22 protein-coding genes are annotated in these 21,305 nt (G+C 65.8%); 8 read left to right on the top strand and 14 right to left on the bottom strand.

What is annotated here, in order from left to right:
* Positions 1–47: 47 nt before the first annotated feature.
* Together HDG32_RS36070 and HDG32_RS00085 are read left to right on the top strand one after the other, a co-directional pair.
* Positions 48–176: a hypothetical protein gene (locus tag HDG32_RS36070; protein WP_260335472.1), complete on the top strand. Its 129-nt coding sequence runs from the start codon at positions 48–50 to the stop codon at positions 174–176.
* A 114-nt stretch (positions 177–290) separates the two neighbouring features.
* A complete protein-coding gene (locus HDG32_RS00085; RefSeq protein WP_184062243.1) occupies positions 291–821 on the top strand; it encodes an ankyrin repeat domain-containing protein in 531 nt (176 codons plus the stop codon).
* A gap of 51 nt (positions 822–872) precedes the next feature.
* Here the strand turns inward: HDG32_RS00085 and HDG32_RS00090 are convergent, their stop codons facing one another.
* The 5 genes from HDG32_RS00090 to HDG32_RS00110 all read right to left on the bottom strand — a co-directional run bounded on the left by HDG32_RS00090 (position 873) and on the right by HDG32_RS00110 (position 5,378).
* The gene (locus HDG32_RS00090; RefSeq protein ID WP_184062245.1) at positions 873–1,571 is read right to left on the bottom strand and encodes an HAD family hydrolase; all 699 of its coding nucleotides are present in this window, start codon (positions 1,569–1,571) and stop codon (positions 873–875) included.
* Between the two features lie 74 nt (positions 1,572–1,645).
* Positions 1,646–2,680, bottom strand: coding sequence for a phosphogluconate dehydrogenase (NAD(+)-dependent, decarboxylating) (gene gnd / locus HDG32_RS00095; RefSeq protein ID WP_184062247.1), 1,035 nt, complete (start codon positions 2,678–2,680; stop codon positions 1,646–1,648).
* Between the two features lie 216 nt (positions 2,681–2,896).
* Entirely contained in the window at positions 2,897–4,240 is a 1,344-nt protein-coding gene (locus HDG32_RS00100; RefSeq protein WP_184062249.1) for a sugar efflux transporter, read from the bottom strand.
* Between the two features lie 274 nt (positions 4,241–4,514).
* Complete coding sequence (locus HDG32_RS00105) at positions 4,515–5,003, bottom strand: hypothetical protein (protein ID WP_184062251.1); 489 nt, start codon at positions 5,001–5,003, stop codon at positions 4,515–4,517.
* Positions 5,004–5,081: 78 nt separating this feature from the next.
* The gene (locus tag HDG32_RS00110; protein WP_184062253.1) at positions 5,082–5,378 is read right to left on the bottom strand and encodes a DUF2628 domain-containing protein; all 297 of its coding nucleotides are present in this window, start codon (positions 5,376–5,378) and stop codon (positions 5,082–5,084) included.
* Positions 5,379–5,551: 173 nt separating this feature from the next.
* Here HDG32_RS00110 and HDG32_RS00115 point away from each other — a divergent pair, with 173 nt between their 5' ends.
* The 3 genes from HDG32_RS00115 (at position 5,552) to HDG32_RS00125 (ending at position 7,424) form a co-directional block, all read left to right on the top strand.
* Positions 5,552–5,872 (top strand): thioredoxin family protein, encoded by a 321-nt coding sequence (locus tag HDG32_RS00115; protein ID WP_090809954.1) that lies wholly within the window; start codon positions 5,552–5,554, stop codon positions 5,870–5,872.
* A 15-nt stretch (positions 5,873–5,887) separates the two neighbouring features.
* Complete coding sequence (locus tag HDG32_RS00120) at positions 5,888–6,307, top strand: secondary thiamine-phosphate synthase enzyme YjbQ (protein ID WP_184062255.1); 420 nt, start codon at positions 5,888–5,890, stop codon at positions 6,305–6,307.
* Positions 6,308–6,404: 97 nt separating this feature from the next.
* Entirely contained in the window at positions 6,405–7,424 is a 1,020-nt protein-coding gene (locus HDG32_RS00125; protein ID WP_184062257.1) for a class I fructose-bisphosphate aldolase, read from the top strand.
* 121 nt (positions 7,425–7,545) lie between these two features.
* Here the strand turns inward: HDG32_RS00125 and HDG32_RS00130 are convergent, their stop codons facing one another.
* Entirely contained in the window at positions 7,546–7,830 is a 285-nt protein-coding gene (locus HDG32_RS00130) for a hypothetical protein (protein WP_184062259.1), read from the bottom strand.
* A gap of 151 nt (positions 7,831–7,981) precedes the next feature.
* The gene (locus HDG32_RS00135) at positions 7,982–10,141 is read right to left on the bottom strand and encodes a hybrid sensor histidine kinase/response regulator (RefSeq protein WP_184062261.1); all 2,160 of its coding nucleotides are present in this window, start codon (positions 10,139–10,141) and stop codon (positions 7,982–7,984) included.
* Positions 10,142–10,392: 251 nt separating this feature from the next.
* Here HDG32_RS00135 and HDG32_RS00140 point away from each other — a divergent pair, with 251 nt between their 5' ends.
* Together HDG32_RS00140 and HDG32_RS00145 are read left to right on the top strand one after the other, a co-directional pair.
* The gene (locus HDG32_RS00140) at positions 10,393–12,003 is read left to right on the top strand and encodes an FAD-dependent oxidoreductase (protein WP_184062263.1); all 1,611 of its coding nucleotides are present in this window, start codon (positions 10,393–10,395) and stop codon (positions 12,001–12,003) included.
* Between the two features lie 63 nt (positions 12,004–12,066).
* On the top strand, positions 12,067–12,240 hold the full coding sequence (locus HDG32_RS00145) for a hypothetical protein (protein WP_184062265.1): 174 nt from the start codon (positions 12,067–12,069) through the stop codon (positions 12,238–12,240).
* Positions 12,241–12,504: 264 nt separating this feature from the next.
* On the opposite strand, the gene HDG32_RS00150 is transcribed toward HDG32_RS00145, so the two are convergent.
* Positions 12,505–12,681: a DUF2934 domain-containing protein gene (locus HDG32_RS00150; protein ID WP_184035182.1), complete on the bottom strand. Its 177-nt coding sequence runs from the start codon at positions 12,679–12,681 to the stop codon at positions 12,505–12,507.
* 151 nt (positions 12,682–12,832) lie between these two features.
* Positions 12,833–15,046 (bottom strand): glycogen debranching protein GlgX, encoded by a 2,214-nt coding sequence (glgX, locus tag HDG32_RS00155; protein WP_184062267.1) that lies wholly within the window; start codon positions 15,044–15,046, stop codon positions 12,833–12,835.
* Positions 15,047–15,337: 291 nt separating this feature from the next.
* On the opposite strand from glgX, the gene HDG32_RS00160 reads away from it, so the two are divergent.
* Positions 15,338–15,760, top strand: a complete 423-nt coding sequence (locus tag HDG32_RS00160; RefSeq protein ID WP_184062269.1) for a PRC-barrel domain-containing protein — start codon at positions 15,338–15,340, stop codon at positions 15,758–15,760.
* A gap of 71 nt (positions 15,761–15,831) precedes the next feature.
* Here the strand turns inward: HDG32_RS00160 and HDG32_RS00165 are convergent, their stop codons facing one another.
* The 5 genes from HDG32_RS00165 to HDG32_RS00185 form a co-directional block, all read right to left on the bottom strand.
* Entirely contained in the window at positions 15,832–18,093 is a 2,262-nt protein-coding gene (locus HDG32_RS00165) for a xanthine dehydrogenase family protein molybdopterin-binding subunit (RefSeq protein WP_184062271.1), read from the bottom strand.
* The gene (locus tag HDG32_RS00170) at positions 18,090–19,097 is read right to left on the bottom strand and encodes a xanthine dehydrogenase family protein subunit M (protein WP_184062273.1); all 1,008 of its coding nucleotides are present in this window, start codon (positions 19,095–19,097) and stop codon (positions 18,090–18,092) included. Before HDG32_RS00170 ends, HDG32_RS00165 begins: the two co-directional genes overlap by 4 nt.
* Entirely contained in the window at positions 19,094–19,654 is a 561-nt protein-coding gene (locus tag HDG32_RS00175) for a (2Fe-2S)-binding protein (protein WP_090809927.1), read from the bottom strand. Before HDG32_RS00175 ends, HDG32_RS00170 begins: the two co-directional genes overlap by 4 nt.
* A 155-nt stretch (positions 19,655–19,809) precedes the next feature.
* On the bottom strand, positions 19,810–20,127 hold the full coding sequence (locus tag HDG32_RS00180; protein ID WP_184062275.1) for a hypothetical protein: 318 nt from the start codon (positions 20,125–20,127) through the stop codon (positions 19,810–19,812).
* An 86-nt stretch (positions 20,128–20,213) separates the two neighbouring features.
* Positions 20,214–21,080 (bottom strand): glucose 1-dehydrogenase, encoded by an 867-nt coding sequence (locus HDG32_RS00185; protein WP_184062277.1) that lies wholly within the window; start codon positions 21,078–21,080, stop codon positions 20,214–20,216.
* Between the last annotated feature and the right edge of the window lie 225 nt (positions 21,081–21,305).

A 21,305-nucleotide genomic window follows, 5' to 3' on the forward strand; every position in this document is an offset into this window, starting at 1 on the left:
CTGTCTGCTTTCTTGTCGTGATTTCCTGTCTCAGGTCAATGGCCGCCATGTCGACATCTCCCAGTGCGCTGAAAGTGCTCGTGGTCCTGGTCCTTACGCTCGTGTTCACATGCCTCGCGGTCGCCATACCGATCGGCATATTCGGGCTGCTGGTCAAGCTGTTCGACCACGTCTAGCACAGCGGCGCGGCTGCCAGCGTGCGAACGCGAGCGCCACGGAATGTGTATGCTCGCTGAAAGACCGGGCGCGGCATTGGCAACACGCCGCTCATTCATCGCAAGGAGAGTGCCTTGACCGACCACACCGACAACCCGCCCGCATCGCAACCCGATCCCGAATTGCAGGCGCTCGCGCGCGAAGTCTTCGACCTCGCGCGGCGCGGCGATGCGACGATGCTCGCGGCCGTCATCGAGAAAGGCGTGCCGCCGAATTTGCGCAACGAGCGCGGCGACAGCCTGCTGATGCTCGCGAGCTACCACGGCCACGTCGACGCGGTGCGCACGCTGCTCGACCGGGGCGCCGATGCGAACCTGCGCAACGACGCGGGCCAGACGCCGATCGCGGGCGCCGCGTTCAAGGGCTTCGACAAGGTGATCGAAACCTTGCTCGTGCATGGCGCCGACGTCGAAGGCGCATCGCCCGATGGCCGTACCGCGCTGATGATCGCGGCGATGTTCAACCGCACCGCGATCGTCGATCTGCTGCTTGCGCACGGCGCGGACCCGCATGCGCGCGACGCGAACGGCGTCAGCGCGGCCGATGCCGCCGCACGGATGGGCGCGGCCGATACCCAGGCGCGCCTGAAAGCGCTGGGCGCGTGAGCCCGCGATGTCACCCATGAAACGGCGCCCGCACCACGCGCGCGGCGCCGCCTAGTTGCCCTTCGCGCTACGCAACAGCGTTTGCACGTCGATCTCCGCCAACTCGCCGATCCGCCCGACCGTCACGTCCGCGGGCGGATTGCTCGCGATCTCCTTCGCATCGAACGCATAGTGTCCCTGGCGCGGAAACACGGTGGTCAGCTCCGCGCCCCATGCCTTCTTCATCGCGCTCAGAATTCGCAGCTTGTCGTCGACCATCACGTAATGGCGCGCCGGATAGCATTCCATCACCTGGTCGAGCATCAACTCCTTGTGGATGTAGATCAGCACGCGCCCGTCGACTTCGTCCCACAAGCCCGAGCGCGAAATCTTGCGCGGCTGGAACACGACGTCGCCATCCGACAGGATCACCGTCGGCCCGTGCTTGCCGAGATGCCGCAGCGCGTCGAGCGCACCCGGATAGAGCCGGTTCGCAAACGGATACTCGATCAGGAACGACGACATCAACAGCAGGCGAGTGTCGCGTGGATGCTCGGTCCGGTAGCGCTGCAGCGCGCCGAGGTAGTCGGCGTAACCGAGTTCGGTGCGCAGGTTCTCGAAGATTTCCCAATAGCGCGCACTGTTCTCTTCGCCGAACTGGCCCATCATGTGCGCGCGCAGATCCTGCAGCACGTGATCGTTGTCGAGCAGCGTGTTGTCGCAATCGAACAGAAACACGACGTCGTGCGGCGTGGCGGAGGTGACTGGCATCGCGGTTCCTTGTGGCAAGTTCGGCGGGATGGTTCGGCGAATCGGCGTGATAGCGCACGCGTGGATGGCCTCGGCTACTTCAGCCCGCCGTCCGGCGCAACGGGTTTTTCCGCGTGGCCGCCGAAATCGTGCCGCATCGCCGACAGCACGCGATTCGCGAAATCGGCTTCTCCGCGTGAACTGAAGCGCGCGAACAGCGCCGCGCTGAGCACCGGCGTCGGCACACCTTCGTCGATGGCCGCCGTGACGGTCCAGCGCCCCTCGCCCGAATCCGATACGCGGCCCGCGTAGCCTTTCAGTTCGGTGTCGCCGGCGAGCGAGCCGGCGATCAGGTCGAGCAGCCACGAGCCGATCACGCTGCCGCGCCGCCAGACCTCGGCGATATCCGCGAGATTCAGATCGTACTGATACAGCTCGGGACGGCGCAGCGGCGACGTCTCCGCATCGGCCTCGCGCGCGTGCCGGCCGGCGTCGGCGTGGCGCAGCACGTTCAGACCCTCGGCGTAGGCGGCCATCAGCCCATACTCGATGCCGTTATGAACCATCTTGACGAAATGCCCCGCGCCTTGCGGGCCGCAATGCAGAAAGCCCTGCTCAGCGGTGCTCGCGCCCGCCGCGCGGCCCGGTGTCGCGCTCTGCGTGCCCACGCCGGGCGCCAACGTCGAGAAGATCGGTTCGAGCCGTTTGACGACCTCAGCCTCGCCGCCGATCATCAGGCAGTAGCCGCGCTCGCGCCCCGCGACGCCGCCGCTCGTGCCGACGTCCACGTAATGAAGCTGGCGCGCGCCGAGTTGCTGGCCGCGGCGGATGTCGTCGTGGTAGTAGGAGTTGCCGCCGTCGATCACGACATCGCCCGGCTCGAGCAGCGGCACGAGCTTGTCGAGCGTCGCGTCGACCACGGCGGCGGGCACCATCAGCCACACGGCGCGCGGCTTGTCGAGCTTCGCGACGAGGTCTTCGAGCGAGCTCGCGCCGGCCACGCCTTCCTGCTTCAGCCTGTCGACCGCCGCCGGCTGCACGTCGTAGACGATGCACTGCTGAGCTCCCCTGGTCAGGCGCCGCACCATGTCGGCGCCCATTCGTCCCAATCCAATCATGCCTAGCTGCATGGCTCGCTCCGAAAGATGCTGCGTTGCGCTGCCCGATTTTCCGGTCGTCGTGTCGCGGCGGCGTGGCTGCCCTTAAGCATAGACGCTGTGTCGCGAGCTACGCCGCATGTATCGAAGCAAGCCACACTTTTTTGCAGAGGCGCAGCGCGGCTCAAAGTTCCACGCAACTGGAGGCGCGCCGCATCCGCACGAAAGCGAACGCGGCGGGCTCACGTGTCATTCGCTACGCTCGGGCACGCGCGTGCCGCGGCGGGCGGCCAGCTTCGCGTATTGCTCGGCCGCGACGCGCTTGACCGCGCGCCACATCAGCGGATAGCGATAGCCGGGCACCGCGAACAGCACCAGCGCGCACAGCCCCAGCAGTCCGCAGAACAGGAACGTGCCGCGATAGCTGAAAGCCTGCACGAGCAGCCCCGACAGCACGCCCGACAGGATCGAGCCGACCCGCGCCGCATTGAAGAACAGCGCGGTCGCGCGCCCGGGCGAATGCGGCATCAGATCCTGCACGTAGGTCATGCCGAGGCACGAGGTCACGGCGACCACGAACGCGTTCAGCATCTGCATCGGGATCAGCACGCTGACGTTGCCGGCCAGCGACATCGCGACGAAGTACACCGCATGCACGGCCGCGCAAGCGGCAAGCCAGTTCGGCTTGTGCAGCGACGACGACTTCGCGCCGAGCGCGAGCATCATCGGGATCTCGGTCAGCGCGCCGAGACCGAGCATCACGGACACGTCGAGATGCGTGCCGTTGAGCCCATGCACGATGTACAGCGGCAGTACGATCATCGTCGCGTTCGCGGCGAGGCCGAGCAAGGTCAGCGCGGTCACCGAGCGCAGGATGTCGTTCGCCGACGCGACCGGCAGCGTTTCGTGCGCGTCCTCGCCGGGCTGCCTCAGCGGCGGCACCGTGATCGACGCGGACGGCTCCGACGCGGTGTCCTCGACCGTGTGATCGCCGAGATGGCTCTGCGGCTCCTGCATGCGCCAGACGATGAAGCCGCAGGTCGCGAAGCTGGCGGCCGCGAACAGGAAGAGTCCGGTGAAGCTCGTCGCGGCGAGCACCAGCGCGCCGACCGCCGGCCCGAACACCCATGCGGCCGAGAGGATCGTACGCAGCGTCGCGCTCGCGAACACGCGCTCGGCAGGGTCGGGCACCGGCAGCGCCGCGCGGCTGAACGAGAACACCATCGAAATCGCCGAACCGCCCGCGCCGATGAACACGATGCCGACCACGAGCAGCAGCCGGTAATCGCGCACCACGCACAGACACAGGTAGCCGAGCGCGGCTGCGATGAGCGCCGCCAGCAATAACGGTCGATGCCGCCCGCTCCGGTCGCTCCAGCGCCCCGCCACCGTGCTCGCGAGCACGCCGCTCGCGGCGATCAGCGTCATGAATACGCCGAGCCGGAACGGCGTCATGCCGGCGCGTTCGATGCCGAACAGAGACAGATACGGTGCGGTGAAGGACATCGCCACACCGAGCATCAGGGTGGCGGCGGCGAGCGGCTTGAAGCCAGGAATGCGAAGCAGGTCGAAAAAACGCGCAGTTTTCAACACGGGGCGGTGGGTCAGGTGGAGCGGGCCTCGATATGCAGCGAAGCGCTCGAAGGCACGTTAGGCGTCGCAGGCAGGGGGCCGGAACGACCGGGGCATTATCGACCCGGAGCGCGGCTCGCGTAAACCCGCTAAGAGCTGTCCCAAATCCGTGAGGCGTGCGCGGATGCATCCGGCGACTCGCGCCGCGCCGTGCCGATGCGTGCCGATGCGTGCCGATGCGTGCCGATGCGTGCCGATGCGTGCCGTTAGCGGCAAGCTGCTGGCACGCTCAACGCTACTTGCCCTCAGTTGCGCGCATTTGCTGCGCCTGCGCCTTGTAGTCGTAGGTCGGATAGAACTCGGTGTGATAGCCGCCCCACGCGGTCGATTCGATCGCGCGGTTCACTTCGCGCAACCGGCTCGCGGGCACGCGCAGCGTCACGACCTGCCCGATGCCCATCATCACGTACCACGACACGACTTCGATGCCTGGCGGCGGGAAGGTCTTGAAGAAGCCCTGCTCGCGCAGTTGAGCGTTGATTTTCGGCAGCGGCTTCGATTCGTCGTGGCGCAGGAAGATCGTCAGCAGGAAGGTGTCGTCGGCGGGGGCGGAGGCTGCCGTGGCTGGGGTGGCCGCAATCGTGGCGGGGGGCGCCGCGTCGGCGCCGTGCGCGAGCGGCGCGATGGCCAACATGACCAACGATGCAGCCAGCGCGGCCGCCCGCGCGCCGCGCGTCGAAAGCCGAGCAGCGGAAAGACCAGCGACTGCCGATGCAATGAACATGAAACGCCTCCATGACGGATTGAACTCAGCTTCGATCACATTCCTGCGCGCAGCAATCCCCGCTCCAGCGCGAACGCATCACACCACGACGTAGCCGCGCTGTTCGAGCGTCCAGCGGTGCCACCGGTTGCCATACGCGCCGCATGCGAACGCGAACACGATCGACAGCACGAAGCCGATCAGATCGGCCGTCTCGCCCCACAGACCGATGCCGAGCAGGATCACGTTGATGCCTAGCATCACGAACGCGGCGAACCACATTCTCTTCGACAGCGCCCAGATGAAGCCGAGCAGGCACGCGCCCCAGCTGAAGCCGGTCGCGACCGCGATAGCGTCTTGGTGTTGCGGATGTTGCAGATAGATTCGTGTGTTCATGTTTTGCGAGGTTCCGTGCGATGACGCGGCGCGTCGATCGGTCGAGCACGCGCGCACCGCTTTTTAACATGCCGCGGCGACACCGCGCGCATCGGCAGCATACGGCCGGCTGCGCTGACGATCCGCGACATAGCTGCTACCCTTGGCAGATCACGATCAGCAGCGGAGCACGCATGACCTCGCCGACAGCTTATTCCCCGAAAGGACCGACCCGCGCCGAGCTGGACTCGCTGCCCGGCGTCACCGTCGTCGAATTCGGCACCGACTGGTGCGGCTATTGCCAGGGCGCGCAGGCATCGATCCGCCAGGCGCTCGCGCCGCACGCGGGCCTGCGGCATCTGAAGATCGAGGACGGCCCGGGCCGCCCGCTCGGCCGCTCGTTCAAGGTCAAACTGTGGCCGACGCTCGTGCTGATGCGCGACGGCGCCGAGGTCGCGCGCGTGGTGCGGCCACGCAGCGCCGAGGATATCGACGACGCGTTCGCGTCGCTCTGAGATTCGAGCTCCGTCATGCGCCAGGTCATCCATCATCTGAGTGTCCAGGCCCGCGGCCGCGGCCTCGTCGAAGTTACCGACGACGCGCGCCGCTTCGTCGACGAGACGGACATCCGTACCGGTCTGCTGACGCTGTTTTGCCGGCACACGTCGGCGTCGCTGCTGATTCAGGAGAATGCCGATCCGTCCGTGCGGCGAGATCTGCAGCGCTACTTCGAGACCCTCGCGCCCGAGGACGACACGCGCTACGAGCACGACACCGAAGGCCCCGACGACATGCCCGCGCATCTGCGCACGGCGCTCACCCAGGTGCAGCTGTCCGTGCCCGTCGAGCATGGAAGGATGGTGCTCGGCACATGGCAGGGGCTGTATCTGTTCGAACATCGGCGTCACCCGCAGCCGCGCGATATCGTGTTGCATCTGCTCGGCGAATGAAGTCCGCCTTCGCACCCACTCGTCACGCAAAGGAAACTGTCACCGGCACTTCTCCGCACACCGCATCGAACGGAGCCTACCCAAGGGAGCACACCTCATGGACACCCGTAGCGAGCTGCAAGCCACCGTCAAGGCGATGGTTCAACCGGGCAAGGGTCTTCTCGCCGCCGACGAAAGCGGCCCGACCATCGCCAAACGCTTCAAGACGATCGGCCTCGAATCGACCGAGGAAAACCGTCGCGCGTATCGCAACCTGCTCCTGACGACGCCCGGCCTCGGCGAGTTCGTGAGCGGCGTGATCCTCTACGAAGAAACGCTCGGCCAGAAAGCCGACGACGGCACGCCGTTCCCGCAGGCGGCCGCGGCAAACGGCATCGTGCCCGGCATCAAGGTCGACCTCGGCAAGGTGCCGCTCGCGCTCGCTCCCGGCGACGAGATCACCGAGGGCCTCGACGGTCTCGCCAAACGCTTCGCCGATTACAAGCGGCAAGGCGCGCGCTTCGCGAAGTGGCGCGCGGTCTACAACATCACGGCGAGCCTGCCGAGCCGGCTCGCGATCGAGGCGAACGCCGATTCGCTCGCGCGCTACGCGGCGATCAGCCAGGAAGCCGGCATCGTGCCGATCGTCGAACCCGAGGTGTTGATGGACGGCGATCACACGATCGAGCGTTGCGCCGAAGTCACCGAGGCCGTATTGCACGAGGTGTTTCATGCGCTGCATCGGCATCGCGTGGTGCTCGAACATATCGTGCTGAAGCCGAGCATGGTGCTGGCCGGCTCCGAGCATCAGCAGCAGTCGAGCACGGCGCATATCGCGGCGGCAACCGTGCGCGTGCTGATGCGTACGGTGCCCTCTTCGGTTCCCGGTCTCGTGTTCCTGTCGGGCGGACAGTCGCCCGAGGAGGCTACCGCCAATCTCAGTGCGATGAACCGGCTCGGCGCGCTGCCGTGGAATCTGAGCTTTTCGTACGGGCGCGCGTTGCAGGAGCCGCCGTTGAATGCGTGGCGCGGACAGCCGGCCAACGTGAAGGAAGCGCAGCAGGCGTTGCTCAAGCGCGCGCGTCTGAACGGCGCGGCCGCGCTCGGCAAGTACGACGCGGAGATGGAAAAGGATTGACCGCTGGCGAGCGATTGCGAATCGCCAGTAATCACGTTTATGAACAAAACGGTGGGAGCCGACACGCCGGGTCACACCCGACGCGCGACTCCAGCCGCCCTTCTGCCTTGACACGCTGCGCTTACTGCCCCTTCGTATCGCTGCTCGCGTCGGCGCCCGGCGTATTCGTCGAGTCGGTCATGGGCTTCTTCGACTTCGAATGCTTCTTCATGTGATGGTGAGTCGAAGGCGTGGTCTCCCCGGTCGCGCCCGCATCGCCGCCCTCGCGTGTCGAGGTCGCGGCGTTGGTGTTCGGGTCGTTGCCGGCCGGCCCCCCGCCGCCTGCGCCACCGCCGGCGCCTTGGGCCATTGCGAGCGACGAAGCCGTGAGCAAGATGGAAACGAGCACTGCGTGTCTGATCTTCATGGCGATTCTCCTCGGTGTCGAGAGTGTCGAAAGGAAGTGGGCGCGCGGTGACCGGACGCGCAAACCTCGCGCTCTTTTCAGCAAGGGCTGTGCCGCAGCACAGCACGCCAGGAAAAGCCCATGGACGCGATAGACGAACGGTGCCGCGGCTTCAGGTGCCGCAAGCCACCAGCGCATGCAGTTCGTCGATATTGAACGGCTTCGCGAGTATCGCAATGCCGAGCCGACGCGCGCGGTCGAGCTCGTCGGCGTAACCGGTCATCAGCGCGATCTTCTGCGACGGCCACGCGCTGCGGATCTTCTCCGCCAGGTCGATACCGTTCAGCTTGCCCGGCATCTGGATGTCCGACAGCACGAGCTCGAAGCGCTCGCCGGCGCTCAGCACGTCGAACGCCTGGTCGGCGGTCGGCTCGTGATGCACTTCGCAGCCGAAGGTTTCGAGCACCGCGGTCACGCCGGCCGCGACGTCCTCGTTGTCCTCGACGAGCAGCACGGCCCCGGCCGCGGTCGGCAGCGGCTGGCGCGCATCGGCGCCGGCCAGCGCGGCGCCCTCACGATAGCGCGGCAAAAACATCCGCACCGTCGTGCCGCTGCCCAGCACGCTGTCGATCTTCGCGGTGCCGCCGGCCTGCTCGGACATCGACAGCACCTGGGCGAGCCCGAGGCCGGTGCCCGAGCCGCGCAGCTTGGTCGTGAACAGCGGCTCGAACGCGCGTCGCGCGACCGATTCGGGCATCCCTTCGCCGTCGTCGGAACAGGCGATCAGCACGTACTCGCCGTCCGGCAGCAGCGTATCGCTGCTGACCAGCCGATTGTTCTGGCAGCGGATCACGAAGCGTCCGCCACGCGGCATCGCATCGCGCGCGTTCATCGCGATGTTCACGATCGCGAACTCGAGATCGGTCGGATCGACGAGCACCTGCCACAGGTTCTCCGGGATGCGCAACGCCAGTTCGATCGTGTCGCCGAGCGCCGCGTTGATCAGCGGCACGGCGGCCGGCAGCCAGCGCGCAAGCTCGACGGGCTCCTGCTTCAGCGGCTGCTTGCGCGCGACGCTCAACAGACGCCGCGTCAGCGCTTCGGCCGTGGCGGTGGCACGCTCGACCGCATGCACTTCCTTCTCGAGATCGTTGTAATGCTTGAGGCGCGCGAGCTCGATGTTCGCCGACACCACCATCAGCAGGTTGTTGAAATCGTGCGCGACATTCGCGACCAGATTGCCGAGCGCGCCCATGCGCTGCAGTTGCCGGCTCGACGCCTCGGCCGACAGACGCATCGCGACCTCGCCCTGCCACCGCTCCCACGCGCGCCGCTCCGCCTCGAGCTGACGCAGCGAATACAGCACGAGCCCCCAGATCGCGATGCAGGGCACCGCCGTCAGCGCCGCAATCAACAGAAAGTGCGTGCGCCACGCCGCCACGATCGACGACGTCGCGTACGCGCTCATCACATACAACGGATAGTCGCCGACACGGCGAAACGCGAGCAGCCGCTCGACACCGTCGACGGTCGAATTCAGACGCACGTGCCCGAACAGCTGTTTGTCGCGCAACGCGGACATGAACGCGCTGTGTATCGACGGCCGCGCGCCGGCCGGCCACGGCGGATAGCGCACCAGCAGATTGCCGTCCTGCCGGTACAGCGCGAGCGCGAGCGACGGATCGCCGTTGGTCAGCTCGCGATAGAAGCGCGAAAAATATTCGTTGCGCAGCGCCACCGTGACCGCGCCGAGAAACTGACCGTCCGTACCCATGCGGGCGATCGCGGTCGTGAACACGTCGACCTTCGACAGCGTGCCGAACATCGGCAGCGAGAAATACGGCTGCGGACGCATCGCCTTCGCGGCGAGAAAGTCGTCGCGCAAGCCGATCGTCACTGCCGGCGCCGGATACGCGAGGCTCGACGCAAGTAACTGGCCGTTCACGCCGAGCAGTGAGATCGACGCCACCTGCGGATAGTCGCCGCCGATGCTCTGCAGACGCTCGTGCAATTCGCGCTCGCGCGCGCGGATCTGCGCGTCGTCGGAATTGCCGAGCAGCTCGATCACGCGCGAGGCCATCTGCCGGTTCAAATCCAGCACCTTGATGGCCTGCTCCTGCGCCACGCGCGCGATGCGGTCGATCATATCGTTCGCATCGGAGATGCGGCGCTGGTAGTCGAAGTAGCCATAGCCCACGAGGCAGGCCAACGGAAACACGATCGACACGGCCAGCAAGATCAGCAGCATGCGCCGCGTCGCCGCGAAGTTGCGTGACGGCATCGGCACATCGACTGCGACACGTTCTGCACGCTGCACGGTCACCTGCTCCATGAAAGTTGCATACGGTCAGGGAAGGCATTGCCTGTGAATTCGCACGCCGCTGTTCGCGCGCTAATTCCCCTGTCTCGAAATTTACCGCAACTCGGCCTATCTTCCCAAGCAGCTTCACGGCATCACTCCGCCGACGCGTCCGGGCACGACGATTGCTGCCTTATCGCTGCTTGATGGCAAGCGTACTTCCGTCACCGCTCGCGACGCGTTTGCGTGCGCTGCGCGAGCTCTTTCTTGCGCGAGGCCTCACCATGTCCACGACTGCCCGCCGCGTCGCGCGGCTCTCGGAATTGCCAGCGGACCGCGCGGTGCGCGTGATCGTGGACGGCACGCCGATTCTGCTGGTGCGCGATGGCGACACCGTGCGGGCGTACTCGCCTGATTGCCCGCATGCCGGGGGCCCGCTCGAAGAGGGCGCGCTGTGCCACGGCCGCATCATCTGCCCATGGCACAAGGGTACGTTCGACGTCGCCACCGGCAACGTGCTCGAGCCGCCCGCGCTGCTGCCGCTCGATCGCTACCCGGTCACGCTCGATGGCGACGACGTGCTCGTGTCGGCGGAAAAAATCGCAGCGGCGGCACCGGCAGCGCACACATCCCCGCCCGATGCCACCGCGCAAGACAAGCACTACGTGGTAATCGGCGCGGGCGCGGCCGGCGCCGCTGCCTGTGCCGCGTTACGCGAGTTCGGCTTCGAGGGCCGCATCACGCTGATCGGCGACGAAGCGCACGCACCCTATGACCGCACCTCGCTGAGCAAATTCGTCCCCTCGTTTGAAATGACGCCCGCCGACGTGCCGCCGCTGCTGCCGCCCGACTGGCTGCACACGCACGGCATCGAGCGCATCGTCGCGAAGGTCGCGCGGCTCGACGTGCCTGCGCACACGATCCATTTCGAAGCCGGCGCGGGTGGTAGCGAGCAGAGCATCGAGCCGCTGAAATACGACACCGCGCTGCTCGCGACCGGCAGCGTGCCGAAAGTGCCCGACATGCCCGGCTGCGAACTCGGCGGCGTGCATGTGCTTCGACACCTCGACGATGCTGCCGCGTTGATCGACGCGCTCGGCGACGATGCATCGCAAACCCGCGTCGCGATTCTCGGCAGCAGCTTCATCGGCCTCGAAGTCGCGTCCGCGTTGCGCAAGCACGGCGTGCCCGTCACCGTGATTTCGCGCGACAAGGTGCCGTTCGCGAAGCAGTTCGGCGAGCGCGCGGGCCAGATGTTTCGCGCGCTGCACGAAAGCAATGGCGTGAAGTTTTATCTCGACGCCAAGGTCGCCTCGCTCGAGGGCGAGGAAGGCAATGTGCATACGGTGATGCTCGCCGGCGGCGAGGCCATCGCGGCCGATGTCGTGCTGCTGGGCACGGGGGTTGCGCCGGCTACGGGGTTTGTCGAAGGACTGCCATTGCAGAAGGACGGCGGCGTGGTCGTCAATGCCGGCATGAACGCCGCGTGCGGTCTGTATGCGGCCGGCGATATCGCCGTGTTCACGCTGCATGAGAACCAGGAGCCGGTGCGTATCGAGCATTGGCGCGTCGCGCAGCAGCATGCGCGCATCGCCGCGCAGAACATGTGCGGTTTGCGCAATCGCTATGCCGACGTGCCGTTCTTCTGGACCTATCACTACGGCAAGAACTTCGAATACCTCGGCTACGCGAGCGAGTGGGATGAGATCGTCGTCGATGGCGACTTCGATCGTCACCAGTTCATCGCGCTGTACGTGCGCGACGGCCACGTCGACGCGGTGTTCGCCTGCGAGCGCGAAGCGCTGACCGCGCGGCTTTCCGACGCGATGCGCGGCGGGCTGTCGCGGGCCGACGCGCTCGCGATCATCGGCGCGCCGGAAGCGGCGGCGTCGTGACGATGCGCACGTGGACCCGCGCGATCCGATGTCTTGACGTTCAACCTGGAGCAAGGAGCCACCATGACGACAAACAAGGAAAAGCATCCGCACTCGGAAAAGAGCGAGCAGCAGATCGACACGCAGGTCGAAGACAGCTTCCCGGCTAGCGACCCGCCTTCGACGGGCGGCACCACGAAGATCGAGCCGGAGCAGGACAAGTCGAAGGGCGGGCACGACAAGCCCGCCGGTCAATAGGCGGATAACAAGCCGCGATGCCGGGACGCATCAGCAACGATCGCTCAGGAATACCACCTATCGGCCATCCTCGAACTGGGGCTGCGCGATCACCGTTCGCGTCGCATCGATGCGACGGCACGCGGCGCGAGGCGGCACTCGTGCCGCGCGGCTCGGGTGTGTCGTTCATGTTGCGGAGCGAAGATCGGGCATGGAAAAACGGTCCCTGAGCCGCACGCGGTTCGCCGGCTCGGAGTCCTATTACTCAATCCTGTTGAGCAATACCTATTTCATCGAATCGCCCGACACCGGCCCGCTCTCGACCGGTGGTGCCTCCTTCTCGATCTCACTGCGGGCCTGCTCCCAGTATTGCTCGGGCGTGCCCTTCGGCTCGGCCGCCTGCTCCCACAGATAGTAGGCGCGCGTGCGGATCTGCTCCTCGACGCTCGGTTCCTGTTCCATTTGTTCACTCCAGCTTGGCCGTTTGCGTGCGCGCGCCTGCCGTGGCGAAGATCGCAGACGCGTGCGTATCGTCAACAACAGCGGGAGCAAACCTTGTACCTGTGCTGCGGCCCGCTTTTGCGACGGGGCTGGCGTCGCTCGCCAGCCTGCACTAGCCTGGCGCGGAGTCGCCTTCGTCGGAAGTCAACTGCTCTTCGAGGCGGTCGAACACGCGCTGCGTCGCGCGGCTCGGCGCTTCGAGCGCGAACAGCAGCAGCGAGCGGCCGGTCACCTGGTAGGCATCGCCCGCGCTGAATTGCGGCAGCTCGGCGCGCACCGGCATGTTGGTGTCGACGAGGCAGGTCCACAGATCGCCCTCGGGAATGTCGGGCAGCGTGAAGTTGACGACGTCGTGATACGCGTTCAGCACCAGCAGCAAGGTCGCGTCGGACGCGAGACGGCGAATGCCGCTCGCCTGCGCACGGCCGTCGATCACGAGGCCGAAGCAGCGCATCGCCGGATCGGCCCACTGCTCGCCCGTGATGTCGGTGCCGTCCGGCGATAGCCAGCGCGTGTCGGTCACGTCGAGCGTCTCGTTGTATTCGCCAGTCAGAAAACGGCCGCGCCTCAGCACCGGCAAACGGTGGCGCAGCGTGGTCAGATTGCGCACGAACTCGGTCAGCGCGCGGCCGTCGTCGTCGATCGCATCCCAATCGACCCAGCTGATCTCGTTGTCCTGGCAATATGCGTTGTTGTTGCCCTGCTGCGTGCGGCCGAATTCGTCGCCGGCGAGGATCATCGGCGTGCCCTGCGACAGCAGCAGCGTCGCGAGGAGATTGCGCTTCTGGCGCTCGCGTTGCTGGCGGAGGTCGGCGTCGTCGGTCGGTCCTTCGACGCCCATGTTCCACGACTTGTTGTCCGAATGGCCGTCGCGGTTGTCCTCGCCGTTTGCCTCGTTGTGCTTGTCGTTGTACGAGACCAGATCGTTCAGCGTGAAGCCGTCGTGCGCGGCGATGAAGTTCACGCTTGCCCACGGCCGCCGGCCGCGATGATTGAACTTGTCGCCCGACGCGGTGACGCGCGTCGCGAGATCGGCGGCGGTGCCCTCGTCGCCCTTCCAGTACGCCCGCGCGGTGTCGCGGAAGCGATCGTTCCATTCGGCCCAGCCCGGCGGAAAACCGCCCACCTGATAGCCGCCGGGGCCGCAATCCCACGGCTCGGCGATCAGCCGGATGCTGGAGAGGACCGGGTCCTGGCGGCAGCTGTCGAGAAAGCCGCCGCCCTCGTCGAAACCGTGATCTTCGCGGCCGAGGATCGTCGCGAGATCGAAGCGGAAGCCGTCCACTTTCATTTCGGTGACCCAGTAGCGCAGGCTGTCGGTCACCATCTGCAGCACGCGCGGATGTGACAGGTTCAGCGTATTGCCGGTGCCGGTGTCGTTGATGTAGTAGCGCGGCTCGTCGGGCATCAGCCGGTAGTACGACGCGTTGTCGATGCCCTTGAACGAGACCGTCGGGCCGCGTTCGTTGCCTTCGGCCGTGTGGTTGTACACGACGTCGAGTATCACTTCGAGATCGGCCTGGTGAAAGCGGTCGACCATCTCCTTGAATTCGCCGACCGACTCGGTCGATGACGCGAAAAAGCGCGGATCGGCCGCGAAAAAGCCGATCGTGTTGTAACCCCAGTAGTTCGTGAGACCCTTGTCGAGCAGATGGCTGTCGTTGACGAAAGTCTGGATCGGCATCAGCTCGACCGAGGTCACGCCAAGGCTGCGGATATGATCGAGCACCGGCTGCTGCGCCAGACCCGCGAACGTGCCGCGCAAACGCTCGGGCACCCGCGGATGACGTTTCGTGTAGCCGCGCACGTGCGTCTCGTAGAGAATCACGCGCTCCCACGGCAGCGCGTTGCGCTCCGGATGGCTCCACGAAAAATTCGCGTCGACCACCTTGCACTTCGGCACGAAAGGCGCGCTATCGCGTTCATCGAATGACAGGTCGAGCTCTTCCGAGCCGAGCGTATAGCCGAAGATTTCCGGCGCCCATATAAGCTCGCCGATGTGCGCCTTCGCATATGGATCGAGCAGCAGCTTGTTCGGATTGAAGCGATGCCCGTTTTCGGGCTCGTAGGGACCATGCACGCGATATCCATAGACGGCACCCGGTTTCAGATTCGGTACGAACACATGCCATACCTCGTCGGTGTATTCGGGCAGCTCGATCCGTTCGAGTTCGTGTTGGCCAGTTTCATCGAACAGACACAGTTCGACTTTGGTTGCGTGCGCGGAGAACAACGCGAAGTTGACGCCACTGCCGTTCCATGTCGCGCCGAGCGGAAAAGGCGTGCCTTCGGCAATGCGCGTCGAGTAGCTGGCTGGGGATGACATAGGTGTTCTCAGTGGCTGCAAGGAGGTTGGTATCTCAGGGTCATGCATGTGTTTTTTTCAACTGCCTTTCCACGTGTTCTTTGCTGCTGATTGTTCCAGTGTAGGCATTCGAGGCCCGCGCGCGGACATTGCACCGCGCGCAAGCAGCGCGCCGGTGCGTGTAGCAACTTATGGGCCTGATCCCCTCGCTTTCCCTCAGCCCAAAGTCGCGGCATGAGATTTGCAGCATACCGGCAAGGCGCACGCATTGCGCGCCGTCGAAACGCACGACACCAAACCGGGAGAACACAGATGATGCGCAACACGAAGATCACACCGCTGGCCGCTTCCGCATCGCTTCTCGCCGCCATTACGCTGATTTCCGCGTTGGGCACGTGCGGCAGCGCGTTCGCGCAAGGCGCGCCGCAGGCGATCACCGAAAAACGCACGGACGTCGTGCAGCTCGCGAGCGGCTATCGCGCGTCGAAGCTGTCGGGCGCGGACGTGTACAACCGCAACAAGGACAACATCGGCACGCTCGATGATCTGATCGTGTCGCCGGGCACCGAGCGCACCACGTATGCGATCCTGTCGGTCGGCGGCTTTCTCGGCATGGGCAAGCATCTGGTCGCCGTGCCGTTCAACGATCTGCAGATCGACAACCGGCGCGTCGTGCTGCCCGAGGCGACGAAGAAATCGCTCGAGGCGTTGCCGGAGTTCAAGTACGCGAATTGAGCGCGGCGTTGCCGCGTCGAATCGATCGACGCGGCAACGGGCCATCCATGCACAGGCGTTCAGGGGCGTAGTCAGCCGAGCAGCTTGTCGGGCGTAATGGGCAAATCGCGGATGCGTTTGCCGGTCGCATGCCAGATAGCGTTGCACACTGCCGCGGCCACGCCCACCACGCCGATTTCGCCGACACCTTTGACGCCGAGCGGATTGACGATGTCATCGCGCTCGTCGACGAACAGCACGTCGATCTCGTGAATGTCGGCATTCACCGGCATATGATATTCGGCGAGGTTGTGATTCATCTGGCGTCCTAGCGCGTGATCGAACTGCCCGTGCTCGTGCAGCGCCATGCTGATGCCCCACACGACGCCGCCCGCGACCTGATTGCCCGCCGTCTTCGGATTGACGATGCGTCCCGCCGCGACCGCGCTGACCACGCGCGTCACCCGCACAGTGCCGAGCGCGTCGTCGACGCGCACTTCGGCGAACACCGCCGAATGCGTGCCCATCGAATACGCCTGCTGCTTTTCGTGCGGCTTCACGCTGGCCTGCTCTTCGAGTTCGTCCAGCCCGGCGCGCTGCAACAGCGTCGCAATCGCGATCGAGTCGTCCTCGTGTGGGCCGCACACGAGCCGGTTGCGCTCGCGCCGCACGTGTTCGCGGGTCGCCGACGCGAACCGTGTGCCACCATGTTCGCGCGCCAGTTCAACCAGACGGTTGTGCAGGCGCGTACACGCGGCATCGACTGCGCTGCCCACCGACGACACCGTCCACGATCCGCCCTCGATCGGCGCCTTCGGCAGCCGGGTGTCGCCGAGTTCGAAGCTGACGTCGCCGAGCGGCACGCCGAGCGCATCGGCGGCGATCTGCGTCATCGCGGTGTAGGTTCCGGTGCCGATATCGGCGGTCGAACTCGACACGCTGACGCGGCCATCGGGCGTCAACACCGCGCGTGCGGCCGCTTCGTTCTGCATCGCGTCCCACACACCGGTCGCCATGCCCCAGCCGACCGACTCGTTGCCGTCGCGGCGTGCGCGCGCCTCGAGCGGCCGCCCCGCCCAGCCGAAGCGGGCCGCGCCTTCCCGATAGCAGTCGCGCAGCGCCTTGCTCGAAAACGGCAGATTCCTGTTCGCGTCGCGCTCCGCATAGTTGACGAGCCTCAATTCGAGCGGGTCCATCCGCAATGCCTCGGCCAGTTCGTCCATCGCGACTTCGAGCGCAAAGAGCCCTTGTGTCGCGCCGGGCGCGCGCATGTCGGCCGGTGTCGGCACGTCGAGCTTCGCGACCCTGTAGCCCATCGACACGTTGTCGCATCGATACAGCTGCCCCGCCCAGTTGACCACCACGTCGCAGTAGTCCTCGTAGCGCGAGGTTTCCGACACCGCCTCGTGGATCACCGCCTGCAGGCGGCCATCCGCCGACGCGCCGAGCGCGACGCGCTGCACCGTTTGCGGACGATGCGCGAAGGTGAACATCTGCTGCCGGGTCAGCGTGACGCGCACGGGTTTCTTCAGTTCGCGCGCGGCCATTACCGCGAGCGCCAGATGATATTGCGGCCTCAAGCCGGAGCCGAACGCGCCGCCGACGAACGGCGACACCACCTGCACTTCGTCGTCTTTCAAACCGAACACACGCGTCAGATAGCCCTTCGTATTGACGACGCCCTGAGTCTTTTCATAGACGGTCAAGCGTCCTTGCGCATCGGGCACCACGGTGCATCCGTGCATTTCCATCGGATTGTGATACTCCGGTGGTGTCGTGTAGAACGCGTCCACGCGCGCCTTTGCATCGGCCAAGGCCTTGCGTGGGTCGCCACGCTCGGGCGGAGGCGGATCGAAGCCGCCCTTCTCGGCCGACGGCGGCACGGCGCTCGTCAACGCTGCTTCGATATCGGTCTGGTGCGAGCCGGCCTCGTAACGCACCTGCACCAGCGACGCCGCGTAGCGCGCCAGTTCCAGCGATTGCGCGACCACCAGCGCAACCGGCTGCCCGCTGTACCACACGCGCTCGTCCCACAGCGGCCTCAATGGCGTGCCGCCGGGCGCGACCATGTCCTTGAACGCGTCGACGTCCGACGGCAGCGCCGGACGCTTGCGATGCGTGAGCACGAGCAGCACGCCGGACAGCGCCTCGGCGGCCGAGGTATCGATCGACACGATCTTGCCTGCCGCGATCGTGCCCGACACGACGACGCCATGCACAAGCCCTTCGACGCAGAACTCGGCGGCATATTGCGCGGCGCCGGTCACTTTGACGGGCCCGTCCACACGCGAATGCGGCACGCCGGTGGCAGGCTTCGGGCTGCCTGTCGACGGCAAGGGTTCGGCACGGTTCATCGCGCGGCCTCCTCGAACGAACGTTGTGTGGCCTCGCCGAAGGCGCGCACGATCACGCGCGCCGCGAGTTCGATCTTGAACGCGTTGTCGCGCTGAGCGCGCGCACCGCGCAGCAGCGTCGCCGCGAAATCGCGCAAGGTTCGCGCGTTCAGCGTCTCGCCGCGCAGTGCGGCTTCGGCGGCGGGATCGCGCCACGGCTTGTGCGCGACCCCGCCGAGCGCGCAACGCGCGTCGACGATCCGCGCCTCGTCATCGAGTTCGACACCGACCGCGGCCGACACCAGCGCGAACGCATACGATGCGCGGTCGCGCACCTTCACGTACGCGTGATGCGCGGCAAAACCTTGCGGCGGCAGTTCGATCGCGGTCACGAGTTCGTCGTCGCGCAGGTTGGTGTCGATCTGCGGCGTATCGCCGGGCAGCCGGTGAAAATCCGCGAACGGCAGCGTGCGTGCGCCGTCGGTGCCGATCAGATGCACGGTGGCGCCGAGCGCCGCCAACGCGACGCACATATCGGACGGATGCACGGCGATGCAGTGCTCGCTCGCACCGAGGATCGCGTGAATGCGGTTCACGCCATGCAGCGCCGGACAGCCGCTGCCGGGTTCGCGCTTGTTGCACGGCGTGCCAATGTCGTAGAAGTAGTAGCAGCGCGTACGTTGCAGCAGATTGCCGCCGACCGTCGCGACGTTGCGAATCTGCGGCGACGCGCCCGCCAGGATCGCTTTCGCGAGCAGCGGGTAGCGTGTCGCGACGGTATCGTCATACGCGAGCGCGCTATTGGTTACGAGCGCGCCGATCTTCAGGCCGCCTTGCGCCGACGCTTCGATCTGCCTGAGCGGCAAACGGTTGATGTCGACGAGCAAAGCCGGGCGCGCGACGTCTTCGCGCAGCAGGTCGACGAGATTCGTGCCGCCCGCGAGGAACGCGGCGCCCCTGTCCGAACGATGCCGTTCGAGCGCATCCTGCACCGCATCGGCGCGCGTGTACGAGAAGCAGTTCATGGCCGCGCTCCAGATTTATTCGCGACCGCACTGTCTTGCCTTGCGTCATCGTCACCGAAATGCGCAGCGTCGAGAATCGCCGCGACGATGTTCGGATACGCGCCGCAGCGGCACAGATTGCCGCTCATCTGCTCGCGCACATCGTCCGCGCAGCGCGCATGTCCTTCTTCGAGCATCGCGTGCGCCGAGCAGATTTGTCCGGGCGTACAGTAGCCGCACTGGAACGCGTCGTGATCGATGAACGCCTGCTGCAGCGGATGCAACGTGTCGCCGTTCGCGAGACCTTCGATCGTCGTGATCGATGCGCCGTCGTACACGACCGCGAGCGCGAGGCAGGTATTGATCCGCTGGCCATTGACGATCGCCGTACAAGCGCCGCATTGACCGTGATCGCAGCCCTTCTTGGTGCCGCTCAGGTGCGCATGCTCGCGCAGCAGATCGAGCAGCGAGGTCCACGCTTCGACGTCGAAGCGCCGCGTCTCGCCGTTGATCTCGAACGTCAATGCATGCGACGCGGGCGCGTCGGCCCGGGCGGTTTCAGCATCGGGGGTAGCCATCGGATTTCCTCCTCACAAGGCATCGCGCAAGCAATGCGACACGCGACGGAACTCAACGCAACTCAAACCAATGCAAAGCGGCGACAGCGCGCGAGCGCGATGCCGCCGCGGCGTCCGGCGCGTCGCGAGACAGGCCGACGCGCTCGACGGATCGCTTATTGCCCCGCCCCACTACCCGCGTGCGGCGGCGTCGCGCCTTTGAAGCGCTTGTGGGTGGTGGTGCGGCCATTGCCGCTGCCGGCGACGCCATTGGTGGCGCCCCCCGATTCGCCGACATTGCCGTTCGCGTTGTTCGCGCTGGTCGTATCCGGCGTGCGCGACTCTTCCTGGCTTGCGCCGGGTTGCGCGGCAGACTTGCTGTTTTGCACGGACGGATTGGTACCGGTCTGCGCGAAGCCCGCCTGCGCAAAGCCTAGCGCGAGGCAGCCTGAAACGAGCGTGGCAGCCAGTTTGACGGATACATCGATCTTCATGGAACTCTCCCTTATGACGTTATGAAAACCACTGCGCGAACCTCGTACGTGAGCGCAGGCGGCCATGCCGCCATTAGTTCGACAACCTAAATAATCGGCGCGCCGCCCGTTACCGCAATCGTCGCGCCCGAGATGTAGCTCGCTTCATCCGACGCGAGCATCACGTACGCGGCGGCCAGTTCGGCCGGTTGGCCGGGCCGCTTCATCGGCACCTGCTTGCCGAACTGCTCGACCTTGTCTGCCGGCATCGTCGATGGAATCAACGGCGTCCAGATCGGTCCCGGGGCCACGCAGTTCGCGCGAATGCCCTTTTCCGCGAGCAATTGCGCGAGGCCACCGGTGAAGTTCTGGATCGCGCCCTTGGTGGTCGCATACGCGATCAGGCCAGGATTCGGATGATCGGCATTGATCGACGAAGTATTGATGATCGCGCCGCCCGGCTTCATGTGGCGCACCGCCGCGCGCGTGATCCTGAACATCGCGCCGATGTTGGTATCGAAGGTCTTGTCCCATTCTTCGTCGCTGATCGCGTCGAGCGACGGATAGCTCATCTGATACGCGGCGTTGTTGACCACCACGTCGAGCCGGCCGAATGCCTCGATCGCCTTGTCGACGATCGCATCGCAATGCGTGCGATCGCGGATATCGCCGCCGACCAGCACCGCCTTGCGACCCGCGTCCTCGACCCAGCGTGCGGTCTCGCGCGCATCGTCGTCTTCGTCGAGATAGGCGATCAGCACATCCGCGCCTTCGCGCGCGAACGCGATCGCGACCGCGCGGCCGATGCCGCTGTCGCCGCCGGTCACGATCGCCGCCTTGCCTGCGAGACGCCCCGATCCTTCATAGGTTTTCTCGCCGTGATCCGGTTGCGGGTTCATGTCGGCCGTGCGGCCGGGCCTCTGGTCCTGCTGCTGTTCAGGAAACGGCGGTGCCGGACGTTGCGTGTCGCTCATGTCGGATCTCCCTCGGTGCGAATGACCATGGGCGGCGCGCACGAGCGCGCCGCATCATCGGTTTTTCAGCAACGAGTGGGCCTGCATGCAATAGCGAGAGGAAACTCCTGCGCGCAGGACACGCATGGCTAAAGAAACTGCGTCGGACAGAACGGTGGCGAATAGATGGCAGATTGATGACAAACGGATTCGCAGAGCGACGAGTGCGATTTTCTGGCGACGACC

The organism is Paraburkholderia sp. CI2, assembly GCF_014201055.1.
Classification (GTDB): Bacteria; Pseudomonadota; Gammaproteobacteria; order Burkholderiales; family Burkholderiaceae; genus Paraburkholderia; species Paraburkholderia tuberum.

What these genes read in the sequence shown, in the direction of transcription:
- glgX (WP_184062267.1), bottom strand. Translation starts at nt 15,046, where the DNA reads ATGTCATCCCCAGCCAGCTACTCGACGCGCATTGCCGAAGGCACGCCT.
- HDG32_RS00180 (WP_184062275.1), bottom strand. Translation starts at nt 20,127, where the DNA reads ATGAAGATCGATGTATCCGTCAAACTGGCTGCCACGCTCGTTTCAGGC.
- HDG32_RS00175 (WP_090809927.1), bottom strand. Translation starts at nt 19,654, where the DNA reads ATGGCTACCCCCGATGCTGAAACCGCCCGGGCCGACGCGCCCGCGTCG.
- HDG32_RS00090 (WP_184062245.1), bottom strand. Translation starts at nt 1,571, where the DNA reads ATGCCAGTCACCTCCGCCACGCCGCACGACGTCGTGTTTCTGTTCGAT.
- HDG32_RS00105 (WP_184062251.1), bottom strand. Translation starts at nt 5,003, where the DNA reads ATGTTCATTGCATCGGCAGTCGCTGGTCTTTCCGCTGCTCGGCTTTCG.
- HDG32_RS00125 (WP_184062257.1), top strand. Translation starts at nt 6,405, where the DNA reads ATGGACACCCGTAGCGAGCTGCAAGCCACCGTCAAGGCGATGGTTCAA.
- HDG32_RS00140 (WP_184062263.1), top strand. Translation starts at nt 10,393, where the DNA reads ATGTCCACGACTGCCCGCCGCGTCGCGCGGCTCTCGGAATTGCCAGCG.
- HDG32_RS00130 (WP_184062259.1), bottom strand. Translation starts at nt 7,830, where the DNA reads ATGAAGATCAGACACGCAGTGCTCGTTTCCATCTTGCTCACGGCTTCG.
- HDG32_RS00120 (WP_184062255.1), top strand. Translation starts at nt 5,888, where the DNA reads ATGCGCCAGGTCATCCATCATCTGAGTGTCCAGGCCCGCGGCCGCGGC.
- HDG32_RS00165 (WP_184062271.1), bottom strand. Translation starts at nt 18,093, where the DNA reads ATGAACCGTGCCGAACCCTTGCCGTCGACAGGCAGCCCGAAGCCTGCC.
- HDG32_RS00170 (WP_184062273.1), bottom strand. Translation starts at nt 19,097, where the DNA reads ATGAACTGCTTCTCGTACACGCGCGCCGATGCGGTGCAGGATGCGCTC.
- HDG32_RS36070 (WP_260335472.1), top strand. Translation starts at nt 48, where the DNA reads ATGTCGACATCTCCCAGTGCGCTGAAAGTGCTCGTGGTCCTGGTCCTT.
- HDG32_RS00185 (WP_184062277.1), bottom strand. Translation starts at nt 21,080, where the DNA reads ATGAGCGACACGCAACGTCCGGCACCGCCGTTTCCTGAACAGCAGCAG.
- HDG32_RS00110 (WP_184062253.1), bottom strand. Translation starts at nt 5,378, where the DNA reads ATGAACACACGAATCTATCTGCAACATCCGCAACACCAAGACGCTATC.
- HDG32_RS00160 (WP_184062269.1), top strand. Translation starts at nt 15,338, where the DNA reads ATGATGCGCAACACGAAGATCACACCGCTGGCCGCTTCCGCATCGCTT.
- HDG32_RS00150 (WP_184035182.1), bottom strand. Translation starts at nt 12,681, where the DNA reads ATGGAACAGGAACCGAGCGTCGAGGAGCAGATCCGCACGCGCGCCTAC.
- HDG32_RS00115 (WP_090809954.1), top strand. Translation starts at nt 5,552, where the DNA reads ATGACCTCGCCGACAGCTTATTCCCCGAAAGGACCGACCCGCGCCGAG.
- gnd (WP_184062247.1), bottom strand. Translation starts at nt 2,680, where the DNA reads ATGCAGCTAGGCATGATTGGATTGGGACGAATGGGCGCCGACATGGTG.
- HDG32_RS00135 (WP_184062261.1), bottom strand. Translation starts at nt 10,141, where the DNA reads ATGGAGCAGGTGACCGTGCAGCGTGCAGAACGTGTCGCAGTCGATGTG.
- HDG32_RS00145 (WP_184062265.1), top strand. Translation starts at nt 12,067, where the DNA reads ATGACGACAAACAAGGAAAAGCATCCGCACTCGGAAAAGAGCGAGCAG.